The 13508-nt window shown below is 42.3% G+C and carries 12 protein-coding genes; 10 read left to right on the top strand and 2 right to left on the bottom strand.

The genetic code is table 11. The features are described from left to right. Positions 1-23: 23 nt before the first annotated feature. Entirely contained in the window at positions 24-605 is a 582-nt protein-coding gene (locus tag AC4HAJ_RS05555) for a xanthine phosphoribosyltransferase (protein ID WP_491079172.1), read from the top strand. Further along, positions 605-1876 carry a nucleobase:cation symporter-2 family protein gene (locus tag AC4HAJ_RS05550; RefSeq protein ID WP_491079171.1) on the top strand — a complete coding sequence of 424 codons (1272 nt, stop codon included), beginning with the start codon at positions 605-607 and terminating at the stop codon, positions 1874-1876. The genes AC4HAJ_RS05555 and AC4HAJ_RS05550 overlap by 1 nt, the downstream gene beginning before the upstream one ends. 318 nt (positions 1877-2194) lie before the next feature. Here AC4HAJ_RS05550 and guaA read toward each other — a convergent pair whose 3' ends face one another. Then, positions 2195-3748 (bottom strand): glutamine-hydrolyzing GMP synthase, encoded by a 1554-nt coding sequence (gene guaA, locus AC4HAJ_RS05545; protein WP_491079170.1) that lies wholly within the window; start codon positions 3746-3748, stop codon positions 2195-2197. 142 nt (positions 3749-3890) lie between these two features. On the opposite strand from guaA, the gene AC4HAJ_RS05540 reads away from it, so the two are divergent. The 6 genes from AC4HAJ_RS05540 to AC4HAJ_RS05515 all read left to right on the top strand — a co-directional run bounded on the left by AC4HAJ_RS05540 (position 3891) and on the right by AC4HAJ_RS05515 (position 9318). Next, a complete protein-coding gene (locus tag AC4HAJ_RS05540) occupies positions 3891-4589 on the top strand; it encodes a GntR family transcriptional regulator (RefSeq protein WP_491079169.1) in 699 nt (232 codons plus the stop codon). Between the two features lie 73 nt (positions 4590-4662). Next, the gene (locus AC4HAJ_RS05535; protein ID WP_491079168.1) at positions 4663-4995 is read left to right on the top strand and encodes a putative DNA-binding protein; all 333 of its coding nucleotides are present in this window, start codon (positions 4663-4665) and stop codon (positions 4993-4995) included. A gap of 30 nt (positions 4996-5025) precedes the next feature. After that, positions 5026-6597 carry a signal recognition particle protein gene (gene ffh / locus AC4HAJ_RS05530; RefSeq protein ID WP_491079167.1) on the top strand — a complete coding sequence of 524 codons (1572 nt, stop codon included), beginning with the start codon at positions 5026-5028 and terminating at the stop codon, positions 6595-6597. Between the two features lie 165 nt (positions 6598-6762). Continuing rightward, positions 6763-7746 carry a hypothetical protein gene (locus tag AC4HAJ_RS05525; protein WP_491079166.1) on the top strand — a complete coding sequence of 328 codons (984 nt, stop codon included), beginning with the start codon at positions 6763-6765 and terminating at the stop codon, positions 7744-7746. 149 nt (positions 7747-7895) lie between these two features. Then, the gene (locus AC4HAJ_RS05520) at positions 7896-8609 is read left to right on the top strand and encodes a SatD family protein (RefSeq protein ID WP_491079165.1); all 714 of its coding nucleotides are present in this window, start codon (positions 7896-7898) and stop codon (positions 8607-8609) included. Beyond that, complete coding sequence (locus AC4HAJ_RS05515; protein ID WP_491079164.1) at positions 8596-9318, top strand: DUF3307 domain-containing protein; 723 nt, start codon at positions 8596-8598, stop codon at positions 9316-9318. Before AC4HAJ_RS05520 ends, AC4HAJ_RS05515 begins: the two co-directional genes overlap by 14 nt. Positions 9319-9388: 70 nt before the next feature. On the opposite strand, the gene AC4HAJ_RS05510 is transcribed toward AC4HAJ_RS05515, so the two are convergent. Beyond that, positions 9389-9958: a TetR/AcrR family transcriptional regulator gene (locus AC4HAJ_RS05510; RefSeq protein WP_491079163.1), complete on the bottom strand. Its 570-nt coding sequence runs from the start codon at positions 9956-9958 to the stop codon at positions 9389-9391. Between the two features lie 113 nt (positions 9959-10071). On the opposite strand from AC4HAJ_RS05510, the gene AC4HAJ_RS05505 reads away from it, so the two are divergent. Together AC4HAJ_RS05505 and AC4HAJ_RS05500 are read left to right on the top strand one after the other, a co-directional pair. Beyond that, on the top strand, positions 10072-10773 hold the full coding sequence (locus AC4HAJ_RS05505) for an ABC transporter ATP-binding protein (RefSeq protein WP_491079162.1): 702 nt from the start codon (positions 10072-10074) through the stop codon (positions 10771-10773). 9 nt (positions 10774-10782) lie between these two features. Continuing rightward, the gene (locus tag AC4HAJ_RS05500) at positions 10783-13404 is read left to right on the top strand and encodes an ABC transporter permease (protein WP_491079161.1); all 2622 of its coding nucleotides are present in this window, start codon (positions 10783-10785) and stop codon (positions 13402-13404) included. The last annotated feature ends 104 nt before the right edge of the window (positions 13405-13508 follow it).

Below are 13508 nucleotides of genomic sequence, written 5' to 3'. Positions count from 1 at the left end.
TTCTGCTAATTGAGGAGGAAAATGTGAAAGCACTGGAAGATCGTATTCGCAAAGATGGTCAGGTTTTGGGAGAGAACATTCTCAAGGTAGATAGTTTCTTGACCCATCAGGTAGACTATCAACTCATGCAGGAAATGGGACAAGTATGGGCGGAAGTTTACAAGAAGGCAGGGATTACAAAAATTGTCACTATTGAAGCTTCTGGCATTGTACCTGCTGTCTATACCGCCCAAGCATTAGGGATCCCCATGATTTTTGCCAAAAAACATAAAAATATCACCATGACTCAAGGAATTTTGACAGCAGAAGTTTATTCTTTTACCAAGCAGGTGACTAGTACCGTTTCTATTGCTGAAAAGTTTCTCTCCAAAGATGACAGGGTCTTGATCATTGATGATTTTTTAGCCAATGGACAAGCTGCCAAGGGATTGATTGAAATTATCCAGCAAGCAGGAGCAGAAGTGGTGGGAATAGGTATCGCCATCGAAAAATCATTTCAGACAGGACGTCAGCTCCTGCAGGATATGGGACTGCAAGTAACCTCTTTAGCACGTGTAGCTAGTTTTAGTAACAATCAAGTAAACTTCAAGGAGGCAGACGCTTAATGAACAAGGAAAGTCATACCCAATCAGCTATTTTAGGGCTGCAGCATCTCTTATCCATGTATGCAGGATCTATTCTAGTACCCATCATGATCGCCAGCAGTCTAAACTACTCTGCGACCCAGCTGACGTATCTGATTGCAACTGATATTTTTATGTGTGGGGTAGCAACCTTTTTGCAGCTTCAGCTCAATCAATACTTTGGCATTGGTCTGCCGGTCGTACTCGGCTGTGCCTTTCAGTCGGTTGCCCCTTTGATCATGATCGGACAGAGTCAAGGATCTGGCTATATGTTTGGTGCCTTGATTGCCTCGGGTATCTACGTTATTTTAGTGGCTGGTATCTTTTCTAAAATTGCTCGATTTTTCCCGCCGATCGTGACAGGCTCTGTTATCACTGTCATCGGTCTTAGTCTGATTTCAGTAGCTATGGGCAATATGGGAGATAATGCGGATAAACCAAGTCTTGAATCATTATTTCTATCTCTGGTAACCATTGCCATCGTTCTTTTAGTTCAAATAGTTGCTAAGGGCTTCATCAAGTCCATTGCTATTTTGATTGGACTAGTTGGTGGTACCCTTCTTGCCAGCTTCATGGGTCAGGTTGATTTCTCTGCTGTTTCCCAAGCACCACTGGTCCATGTCCCCCAACCATTTTATTTTGGCCAGCCTAAGTTTGAATTAACCTCGATCATTATGATGTGTATCATTGCAACCGTCTCTATGGTCGAATCGACTGGTGTTTACTTAGCCTTGTCTGACTTGACCAAGGATAGATTGGACAGCAAGCGTCTGCGTAATGGTTATCGTGCAGAAGGATTGGCTGTCCTTCTCGGCGGGATTTTCAATACCTTCCCTTATACTGGCTTCTCGCAAAACGTCGGACTTGTCCAGCTCTCAGGAATCAAGAATCGTCGTCCAATTTATTACACCGCTGTCTTTCTAATCATACTGGGGCTCGTTCCTAAGTTTGGTGCCCTAGCACAGTTGATCCCCAATCCCGTCCTAGGTGGTGCTATGCTCGTCCTCTTTGGTATGGTAGCGCTTCAAGGTATTCAGATGCTCAATACCGTCGACTTCAAAAATGAAGAGCACAATTTCATTATCGCAGCTGTCTCTATTGCCGTTGGACTAGGGTTTAACAATACCAATCTCTTTGCCAGCACCCCCACAACAGTCCAAATGTTCTTTACCAACGGTATCGTCATGGCTACACTTAGCTCAATCCTACTCAATATCATTTTCAATACCAAGTCGAAAAAGAAGCAGAGCTAGTGAGCTTGCCTGTTAAAGTAAAAAAATCCTATGACCTTCTCATTCATAGGATTTTTAATAGATTGTTTTAGCAGCAGTCGCTTAGCAATCCCTAATTTTTTGCATAACACGTGACAGCAGTCAGTCTAAATTAAAATATAAAATATCTTCCTTCTTTTGAAGGAAGATATTTTGATATAACTTAGATACTGCTATTTTTTAAGAGTCCGCACATTATTTTTTGGTGGGGAACCAAATTAATTTAGTTCTATTTTCACATTTTATAGCACTTAGAAATGCTGTTAAACCAACCATTTCACTTCAAATTAGTTTAGTCATTTATTCCCACTCCACTGTTGCAGGTGGTTTGCTGGTAATGTCGTAGACAATGCGGTTGACATGATCGACTTCGTTGACGATACGGGTTGAGATTTTTTGAAGGACTTCCCAAGGCAGCTTGGCAAAATCGGCAGTCATCCCGTCAATAGAAGTGATAGCACGAATGGCTATCGTATAGTCGTAAGTCCGACCATCTCCCATAACACCGACTGAGCGGACACCAGTATTCACCGTAAAGTATTGCCAAACATCACGTTCCAGTCCAGCCTTAGCGATTTCCTCACGAAGGATAGCATCTGATTCACGGACAGTTTCCAGCTTTTCGGCAGTAATATCTCCCATGACACGGATAGCTAAACCAGGCCCAGGGAAGGGCTGGCGCCAAACGATGTCATCTGGCATACCAAGAGCAGTTCCCAAGGCACGGACTTCATCTTTAAATAGAGTATTGAGGGGTTCAATGAGCTCAAACTGCATATCTTCAGGCAGGCCTCCGACATTGTGGTGGGATTTGATCGTTTGAGCTGTTTCCGTTCCAGATTCAATAATATCGGTATAGAGAGTTCCTTGAGCTAGGAAATCTACCCCTTTTAGTTTGCTGGCTTCATCATCAAAGACATAGACAAACTCATTCCCAATAATCTTACGTTTTTTCTCAGGATCATCAACGCCGGCTAGGAGATCCAAAAATCGCTTAGAGGCATCGACACGGATAATATTGAGACCAAATTTACCACCCAGCATCTGCATGACCTGATCGCCTTCTCCCTTACGGAGCAGACCATGATCGACAAAGATACAGGTCAGTTGATCGCCGATAGCACGTTGCAGAAGGACACCAACAACAGAAGAATCGACTCCGCCAGATAACCCTAAGAGAACTCTTCGATCTCCAACTGTCTGGCGAATTTTAGCAATTTCCAGATCGATAAAGTTGTCCATAGACCAATCTGCCTTAGCACCGCAAATCTTGATAGCGAAATTTTTAAGAATGTCATTACCATAAATGGAATGTCTAACTTCTGGATGAAACTGGATACCATAGATATGGCGCTCCGTGTCTTCAATCGCAGCATAAGGACAATCTTCTGAATCACCGACTAGTTGGAAGCCCTCAGGGATCTCTGTTACAGCGTCTCCATGACTCATGAGCACTACTTGCTGGTCAGGCGTTCCTGCAAATAAAGGAGAAGCAGTACGCAAACGTAACTCTGACTGTCCGTATTCAGAACTACCGGTCTCATCCGCAGGGACAACCTTACCCCCAAGGCGATCTGTCAACAGTTGCATACCATAACAGATCCCTAAAATCGGAATCCCCAAGTTAAAGATCTCCTCGTCAATTCCGAAAGAATCCTCAGCATAGACGGAGTTTGGTCCACCCGACAGGACAATTCCAATGGGATTTAATGCCTTGACTTCAGCAGCTGTGATCTTGTGGCTCTTTAATTCTGAAAAGACTCCCATCTCACGGATACGTCGTGCAATCAGCTGGTTATACTGACTCCCATAATCCAAGACGATAATCTTCTCTAAATCGTTAAATTCAGTCATCGCTAACCCTTTCCATTTTTGTCAGACACCTGACAGATTATTAGAACTATTTTAGCACACTTTAAACCCAAGTGCAGTAGAATTCTGGTTAAATTTACAAGAAGAATATGGTAGACTATTGGTATAGACAGGAGGGGAAATTATGCTGCCAGCTTATATTAAAATTCATAATAGCATCAAGGAAGATATCAGCCGAGGACTTTGGAAGATTGGGAGCAGACTGCCAAGTGAAAGAGCCTTGTCCGAGCAATTTCAAGTCAGCCGCATGACCCTGCGCCAAGCCATTACTCTCTTAGTCCAAGAAGGAATATTAGAACGTCGTGTCGGCAGCGGAACTTACGTAGCCAGTCAGCGTGTCCAAGAAAAGATGCGAGGCACGACAAGCTTCACCGAAATTATCAAATCTCAGGGAAAGACGCCCTCAAGCCAGCTTATCTCCTATCAGAGGACCTATCCCAATGATCAAGAAATTCGCCACCTCGGATTAGCAGGGAATTCTTACATCATTCGTATGGAAAGAGTACGCTATGCAGACCATATCCCTGTTGTCTACGAGATCACCAGTATCCCAGAGCGCCTGATCCGCCAGTTTAAAAAAGAAGAAGTAACCAATCATTTTTTTCAAACCATGGTGGACAATGGCTATACTATCGGTAAAAGTCAGCAGATCATATCAGCTGATACCGCTAATCAAGAACGCTCTAAAGCGCTCAACGTTGAACCAGGACACGCGCTTTTGACCCTGCAACAAACCTCCTACCTAGAGGATGGCACAGCTTTTGAGTTTGTCCGCAGCCAGTATGTAGCTGGTCGATTTGAATTTTATTTAGAAAACAACTAACAGCCTCTACAAAAGCAGCCTTATCCTAATTTCAGGCTATAAAAACCCCTATTTTTTTGCTATAATGATGCTTATGGAAATTGAAAAAACCAACCGCATGAATGCGCTGTTTGAGTTCTATGCGCCACTGTTAACGGACAAGCAGATGAACTACATTGAGCTCTACTATGCGGATGACTACAGCTTGGCGGAGATAGCAGAGGAGTTTGGTGTCAGCAGGCAGGCGGTTTACGACAATATCAAGCGTACAGAAAAAACACTGGAAGACTACGAGATGAAGCTCCACATGTACTCAGACTATATCGTCCGCAGCGAGATCTTTGACACCATATTGGAAAAATATCCTGAGGATAGCTTCCTGCAGGAGAACATCAAGCTTTTGACCAGTATTGATAATAGAGACTAAGCACAAAAAGAAAGGAAAGCTAATTTAACTATGGCTTTTGAAAGTTTAACCCAACGCCTACAAGGCGTCTTTAAAAATATCCGAGGGAAGAAAAAGCTCTCTGAAAAAGATGTCCAAGAGGTCACCAAAGAGATTCGTATGGCTCTCTTGGAAGCCGATGTTGCCCTTCCAGTCGTTAAAGACTTTATTAAACGTGTACGTGAGCGGGCTGTCGGACATGAGATTATCGATACGCTGGATCCTACCCAACAGATCATCAAGATTGTCAATGAGGAGTTGACCGAGATTCTAGGGTCTGAAACAGCTGAGATCGAAAAAGCCCCAAAAATCCCAACCATTATCATGATGATCGGGCTCCAAGGGGCTGGTAAAACGACTTTCGCAGGTAAATTGGCTAATAAACTGGTCAAGGAAGAAAAAGCACGTCCTCTTATGATTGCGGCTGACATTTATCGACCAGCAGCCATTGATCAGTTGAAAACCCTTGGTGAGCAAATCAATGTGCCAGTTTTCGATATGGGAACAGAAGTCCCAGCTGTAGAGATCGTTAAAAACGGTTTAGCCCAGGCTAAGGAAAACCATAATGACTACGTCCTTATTGATACCGCCGGACGGCTGCAGATCGATGAAACGCTCATGCAGGAGCTTCAAGATGTTAAAGAACTAGCGCAGCCTAATGAAATCCTTCTGGTTGTCGATAGCATGATCGGTCAGGAAGCGGCTAATATCGCCCGTGAGTTCAACCAACAATTAGATATCACTGGGGTTGTCCTGACCAAGATCGATGGTGATACCCGTGGTGGTGCTGCACTGTCTATTCGCCACATCACAGGCAAGCCTATCAAATTTACCGGAATCGGTGAAAAGATCACTGATATTGAAACCTTCCACCCAGATCGTATGTCCAGCCGCATTCTGGGGATGGGGGATCTCCTTACCCTGATCGAGCGTGCCAGTCAGGACTATGATGAGAAACGTACCGCTGAGATGGTTGAGAAGATGCGTGAGAACACCTTTGACTTCAACGATTTCATCGAGCAGTTAGACCAGGTTCAAAATATGGGACCCATGGAAGACATCCTCAAAATGATTCCAGGTATGGCCAATAATCCAGCTCTCAGCAATATCAAGGTAGATGACAAACAAATCGCTCGTCGCCGTGCCATTGTATCATCTATGACTCCTGAAGAGCGTGAAAATCCGGATCTTCTTAATCCTAGCCGCCGTCGTCGTATCGCTGCTGGTTCAGGCAATAGCTTTGTTGAGGTCAATAAATTTATCAAGGATTTCAACCAAGCTAAGAGCATGATGCAGGGAGTAATGAGTGGTGATATGAACAAAGCCATGAAGCAGATGGGACTGGATCCCAACAAACTCCCCAAAGATATGTCAGGAATGGAAGGTATGATGGGACAGGGGGGTATGCCTGATCTCTCAGCTATGGCAGGTGGTGCTGGCATGCCAGACCTTGGCAATATGGATCTGAGCCAAATGATGGGCGGCGGTCTAAAAGGTAAGGTCGGTTCCTTTGCCATGAAGCAAATGATGAAGCGCCAAGCTAATAAGATTAAAAAAGCTAAGAAAAAACGTGGGAAGAAGTAAGCAGCACATTCTCTTATTTTAGGGTTCAGATTGCAAGCCACCACTGCGTCAATCTGATAGCTTTAGAAATCACTAAAATGAGTCTAGGCTTTTTGTCTCAGACTCTTTATTATGCCTACAAATGGTTTAGAAAAAAACGAAAACAAGAGGAGATTGATCTTATACATGAAAAAGAAGAAGTGGATAAATTGGATCGTTACGATTATTACAAGTAGCATTATTATTGGAAGTTTAATGTGGATGATTCGTTACCAAAATTACTTAGAAATGGGAGATGAAGCACATCTAAAACCCGGTCATGACCAAGTTGATGTGAAGGTTCTCGATATTTCGGATGAAGGAGCCAACCAAAATCTCCGATTCCAAACACTTTATGCCACTAGTTCAATTAGAGTAAGCGAGGGGGATTATAAACAGATTAATAGTTTTGACGACTATATTGATTATTCAAGAAAAAAACAATCAGTCTATGACGCAGAATCACTATATACACAAGATCCATTCAAAAAAATTGAAAAAGATGGCATAACATTTTTTCCAATGGCTTTCCCAGCCTATAGTGTCAACCTAACTCATGAATTTTTAACTGATCTAACTGATTACTATGGAATAACTAAGGAGAGTTATCCTAAAGAAGCGGACTTATTACTGTTAACTGATTCTAAAACTCTCTTTCAGCCCTATTTTCCAGGCGCTAGTGTGATGCTTAATAATGTAACCTTTAAGTATAAAGATAAAAAAACATCAACACCCATGTGGGTAACTCGTAGTGAGACTGAAAAAACTTCTGATGTAGATTATATCTTTTTGGATAAAGCAAAACTGAATGGATTCTTTAAAAATTTAAATAGCCTTCCCTTTTTACCGAAAACATTTACCACATATGACAGAAGTTCTGGATTTACGACAAAAAATTATGATATATCGCTAATTCCAGCACGGTCTTTAAGTTATGTAGCAGCTACAAATTTTAGTAACTATGATAATAATATAGATAGTATCTTATATATTACAGTTACAAATGCTAATACAGGCCGAAATAAGAGATTTCAAAAGGATTTCTCAGCAAATTTGAGATACGATTCAACAAAAGATGATGTTCAAACCCTAGTCAGACTGATTACAGGAAATTGGGATTACACTTATTAATAGAGGTAAAATGAAACTCCGAAGGAGGGTGCTAGCGTCCGATAGCACTTAAGGATGGTAGCAAACAATACTTTTTCTTCAGGTTAAAATGTCTATAAAAATAGACATTTTTTATTTTGTCTGTTAAAATAGACAAAAAGGAGGTGCTGATGATCTATATTGCTATTATTGGAGACATCATCCAGTCAAAGACACTGAACAATAGAGCCCAAGTACAAGAAACCTTGCACCAGCAACTTTTGAGTATTAATCAGAACTATGCGGATAGTATCGCGTCGCCCTTCACCATAACAACCGGCGATGAATTCCAAGCTTTATTAGTCCCAACAGATCATATTTTTCAAATGATCGAGAGAATACAGCTAGCAATGAAGCCTGTAGAACTACGCTTTGGGGTAGGACTTGGAGAGATGCTGACCCCCATTAATAAAGAGCAGAGCATTGGCTCAGATGGTCCTGCCTTCTGGAGAGCACGTGAAGCTATCAATTATATCCACGATAAGAATGATTATGGTGCTTCTCAGATTGCCTTAGTCTGTGATAGGCCGGAGCTGCAAGAAATGATTAATAGCCTTTTGACAACCGGCGACTTTATCAAGTCTAAATGGACGAAAAATCAATGGGCTATCTTAGAAGTTCTACTCGATGACAAGATCTATCAAGAGCCTTTTGAGCATCAAAAAATTGCCTCAAAATTAGGCATTAATCCTAGTGGATTTACCAAACGGCTCAAGGCAAGTGGATTAAAACAGTATCTACGCTCAAGAAAGGCAGCAGCTGATATGATCCTTAGTATGACAAAAGACAAGCCTCTAGTCCCAAAAGAGAAAAGAGAAGGGAGACAAGTAGATGAAAAGCCTTAATATCGCTGAATTTCTAGAGAGCAATCCCCTTTTAACCCTAGCTTTGATTGCCCATGTGTTAGCAGACTTTCACTGGCAGTCCCAAGACTTAGCTGATCGTAAAGTCATAAGTCAAAAAGCCCTATGGGAGCACCTTGGTATCGTTGCTATCCCGCTCGTCCTGAGCAGTTTTATATCACCGAGCAGCTGGCGCTTCATGGGATTGATATGGTTGAGTCACGTCATTATCGACTATGCCAAGTTTTTCTTGGCACCAAAATTTTCAAATGGACGGTGGCCATCCTATATCTTTACTGTCGATCAACTCTGCCACTACCTAGCTATAATCGGACTCTATCTGTGGCTCTCCCCTCAGCAAAACTCCCCTAGCTTAAATCTCGATTGGCTGGGGCTTGCTCTATTCTTCCTGATCATTACCAAACCGATCAATATCGTCTTCAAGCTTTATTTTGAAAAGTATCAAGTAAAACCAGAGGATAGCAGCAGTATCTCAGGTGCTGGTGCAATGGTTGGGAATTTAGAGAGACTCATTATCGGTATCTTCCTCATTCTTGGGCAGTATGCAGCCATAGCCCTAGTCTTTACTGCAAAATCTATTGCCCGATACGATATGATTTCCAAAAATCAAGCCTTTGCTGAATATTATCTCATCGGTTCCTTATTTAGCATGATCAGCGTACTGGTAGCTTATAGCTTATTAATCCTTTAACACTCAAAACGAGGTTGGAATTAAAAGGTTCCAACCTCGTTTTTTTCATGTCTATATCAAGCTCTAGCGCCTAATCTTGCTCAATCGGCTCATCTAAAAAGAGGATTTTTACGATAATATCAGCCATATCAGCTGTACTTTTGTCGGCTCCTTGATTGATCCAATAGGTAATGAGGCTTTCACTACTAGCCAGGTAAACTTCTAAAGCATAATCTTCCGGAATATCATAGTGCTTGGCGATAATCTTTTTCCAATCAAGGTTGCTAGGATGGCTGATAATGAGCTGAAAGACAAAATCCTTGATGATTTGGGAGAAATTGACATAAGATGTCTTGGCGATGGCAGAGACAAAGTCGAAGTCCTTGACAAGATAGTCAAGCACCTCTTTTATCACAGGTCTAGGGTCTTCATCCAAGTCTTCCTTTTGCAAAATATTAAAGAGCTGGGTCAGCATTTCCTCTTTCATCTGGCTAATCATGTCATATTTATCTCGATAATGGAGATAGAAGGTCCCACGATTGATGCCAGCTGTTTTGGTTAAATCTGATATGGTAATGGTTTCAAAATCTTTTTCAGATAATAAGCGAGCCAAAGCCTTTTTGAGATAGTTTTTGGTTTCAGTCTGCCTAATTTGGGTCATGATATGGCTCCTAAATCAACACTTTGTTTATTTTTGTTCTTGTTAAATCAACAGCGTGATTATATAATAATCCCGATTATAAATCAATAAGGTGTTTATTAAGGAGGAAAAATATGGCCTATATCGAAGTCAAACATTCTATCAAGCGTTACCACATGGGGGATACCACTATCTCAGCCAATGACGATGTTAATTTTGAAATTGAAAAAGGAGAGCTGGTGATCATCCTTGGATCTTCGGGAGCAGGAAAATCGACCTTGCTCAATATCCTAGGAGGAATGGACACCAATGATGAAGGGCAGGTCATCATCGACGGCACTGACATTGCCCAATTCAATTCACACCAGCGGACCAATTACCGCCGCAATGATGTCGGCTTTGTGTTTCAATTCTATAATCTAGTAGCCAATCTGACGGCTAAAGAAAATGTCGAATTAGCCTCAGAAATTGTCAAAGATGCTATGGATCCTGTTACCATTCTCAAAGAGGTTGGTCTCGAAAATCGGATCAACAACTTTCCAGCGCAATTATCTGGAGGGGAGCAGCAGCGGGTTTCCATTGCACGTGCTGTAGCTAAAAGACCCAAGATCCTGCTGTGTGATGAACCGACCGGTGCCCTTGACTATCAAACTGGTAAGCAAGTACTGCAAATCCTTCAGGACATGTCCCGCCAGCAAGGAGCAACGGTCATCATTGTAACCCATAATTCGGCTTTAGCCCCTATTGCAGATCGTGTCATTCACATGAGAGATGCGACTGTAAAATCCATCAAAACCAATGCCCACCCACAAGATATTGCAAGTCTAGAATACTAGGAGGGAGCCATGTCTAAAAAAATCTATTGGAAAGATGTCCGTAAAGCTATAGCAGGATCCAAAGGACGCTTTATTTCGATTGTGCTCTTATTGATGCTGGGCTCCTTTGCCCTAGTCGGCCTCAAGTCGACCACACCCGATATGCAAACAACTGCCAGTGACTACTTATCCAAGTATCACACGATGGACCTAAGCGTTATGGCCGATTATGGACTGAGTAAGGACGACCAAAAGGAGCTGTCTGCCATCAAGGGAGCAACAGTGGAGTACGGCTACCTAAATGATGTCACGATCAAAGATCATACAGACGCTGTTCGTATTTTCTCCTATGATCATGCTAGCAATGATATCTCCCGCTATGAACTTAAATCAGGAAGGTTTCCTAAAAAGGCCAAAGAAATTGCTCTATCTAAGTCCTACAGCAAGGATTATAAGATTGGGGATAGTATTACTTTTAAAAGAGGTAATAAAGACTCATTAAAATATGATACCTACACGATCACAGGCTTTGTCAACTCAACAGAAATCCTCTCCAAGACCAGCTTGGGCAGCTCAACAGCTGGTGATGGCAGCCTATCAGGCTATGCTGTTGCTTTACCAGAAGCCTTCGACAGTCATGTCTACAGTATCGCTCGCATTCGTTATAATGATCTGACTGGACTTAATCCTTTTAAGCATACCTATAAGAAGAGACTAGCCGACCACCAAAAAGACCTAAATGACTTTCTCAAAGATAATGGTAGCAAGCGTTTGGCTGACCTCAAAGCTGATGCTCAAGAAAAAATTGATAAGAAGCAAGCGCAGGTAGATAAGGTCAAAGGTTCATTAGCACAAGCAGGAGCTCAATCTCAATCATCACCTCAGCAAGCAGCAGAGGTCAGCAAGCAAATCAGTCAGGCACAAGCGAAGATTGCTGCTGCTCAAAAAGAGAAAGAACGATTAAACAAACCAGCTTACACCAGCTACACACGCTCTACGCTTCCAGGTGGCGATGGCTATACCTCTTTTTCGGCAACAGCTGATAGTATCGCAATCGTCGCTGATCTGTTTCCCATTGTTTTGTACCTAGTTGCTGCCATGGTCACCTTTACGACCATGACACGTTTTGTCGATGAGGAACGGCAAAATTCAGGACTCTTCAAGGCCCTTGGTTACTCCAATCGCGATATTATCCGTAAATTTGTCATTTATGGCGCTACAGCTGGTATTGTCGGAACGATCCTAGGAGTGATAGCAGGTACCTATTACCTCCCTGTCAATATCGGCAATATCGCTATGAGCGATCTGACCCTAAATAAGATGGAATTGTCTCCTCATGCTTCTTACATTCTCTTAGCATTGGGCCTAGCCATTCTCTCCAGTATTCTACCAGCTTTTTGGGTAGCTTATCGTGAGCTGCGCGATAAACCAGCCCAGCTCTTACTGCCCAAACCGCCAGCAGCGGGTTCTAAGATTCTCTTAGAGCGACTGACTTTCCTCTGGAATCGTCTCAGCTTCACACACAAGGTCACTGCTCGTAATATCTTTCGCTATAAACAGCGCATGCTGATGACCATCTTTGGGGTGGCTGGCTCAGTTGCTTTATTATTTGCTGGATTGGGTATCCAATCGTCCATTTCCGGAGTTGCTGACAAGCAGTTCGGACAGATTTTCTCTTACGACATGATTGCCGTTCGCAACAAGCAAGCAACCTCTCAGGAAAAAACGGCTGTCAAAAAAGCCATTGCTTCCAAAGACTTCGGTAAAAACTTAGACATCTACTATGAAACGAATGAACAGACGATTAAAAATGTCACAGAGGACCAAACGGTAATCAGCCTAGTAACACCGAATAAAGACTTTTCTGGCATGATTAATCTATCATCATCCAAAGACCAAAGACTCAAACTATCAGATGATGGGGTTATTCTATCTGAAAAACTCGCCCAACTCTATCAGGTAAAGGCCGGTGATCACTTTGATTATATCGATAAGGATGGCCATAAGGTCTCCTTGAAAGTATCTGGCATTGCTCAGATCTATACAGGCCATTTTATCTTTATGACACAGAATTACTACCAAAAAGCCTTTAAGACTGATCTATCAACCAACGCCTATCTCTTACAGGTTAAAAATAGTTCAGACAGCAAGGTAAAAAAACTGTCGACTGATTTGTTGGATGTTAAAGGAGTAGAAGCTGTTTCACAGAATATTGCCATGGTCAATTCTCTGGAAAAAGTAGTGGACTCTCTCAACAGCGTCATGCTGATTTTGATTATCGTTTCGATTTTACTGGCCCTTGTGATTTTGTACAATCTCACCACCATCAATGTAGCTGAACGTATTCGTGAACTCTCAACCATCAAGGTGCTCGGTTTCCACAGTAAAGAGGTCACCATGTATATCTATCGTGAGACCATCACCCTGTCGCTAATCGGTATTCTGGTAGGCCTTATTGGTGGATTTGGACTCCACAGACTTTTGATCAGCCAGATGGGCGGAAATGATTTCAGCTTTAATGACTCGTTAACTTGGTCTGTCTATCTCATTCCAGTAGTAGCCATTATCGTGATTCTAAGTGCATTAGGCTGGCTGGTCAATCACAGACTAAAGAAGGTTGATATGCTGGAAGCCCTCAAAAGCGTTGACTGATAAAATAAAAATATTACCAGAACAATTCCTGAAAAATCTCTGCATAGGCAGGGATTTTTTGGCTCTTTGTCAACTGTAGTGGGCGGCATATAGCTAAACACGAG

The organism is Streptococcus sp. ALY_211 (genome assembly GCF_058314555.1).
This window is presented reverse-complemented; position numbering and strand designations above follow the sequence as displayed.

Coding starts and splice junctions, on each gene's coding strand:
- AC4HAJ_RS05515 (WP_491079164.1), top strand. CDS start 8,596: ATGAAAAGCCTTAATATCGCTGAATTTCTAGAGAGCAATCCCCTTTTA.
- AC4HAJ_RS05510 (WP_491079163.1), bottom strand. CDS start 9,958: ATGACCCAAATTAGGCAGACTGAAACCAAAAACTATCTCAAAAAGGCT.
- AC4HAJ_RS05520 (WP_491079165.1), top strand. CDS start 7,896: ATGATCTATATTGCTATTATTGGAGACATCATCCAGTCAAAGACACTG.
- guaA (WP_491079170.1), bottom strand. CDS start 3,748: ATGACTGAATTTAACGATTTAGAGAAGATTATCGTCTTGGATTATGGG.
- AC4HAJ_RS05525 (WP_491079166.1), top strand. CDS start 6,763: ATGAAAAAGAAGAAGTGGATAAATTGGATCGTTACGATTATTACAAGT.
- ffh (WP_491079167.1), top strand. CDS start 5,026: ATGGCTTTTGAAAGTTTAACCCAACGCCTACAAGGCGTCTTTAAAAAT.
- AC4HAJ_RS05500 (WP_491079161.1), top strand. CDS start 10,783: ATGTCTAAAAAAATCTATTGGAAAGATGTCCGTAAAGCTATAGCAGGA.
- AC4HAJ_RS05550 (WP_491079171.1), top strand. CDS start 605: ATGAACAAGGAAAGTCATACCCAATCAGCTATTTTAGGGCTGCAGCAT.
- AC4HAJ_RS05540 (WP_491079169.1), top strand. CDS start 3,891: ATGCTGCCAGCTTATATTAAAATTCATAATAGCATCAAGGAAGATATC.
- AC4HAJ_RS05535 (WP_491079168.1), top strand. CDS start 4,663: ATGGAAATTGAAAAAACCAACCGCATGAATGCGCTGTTTGAGTTCTAT.
- AC4HAJ_RS05505 (WP_491079162.1), top strand. CDS start 10,072: ATGGCCTATATCGAAGTCAAACATTCTATCAAGCGTTACCACATGGGG.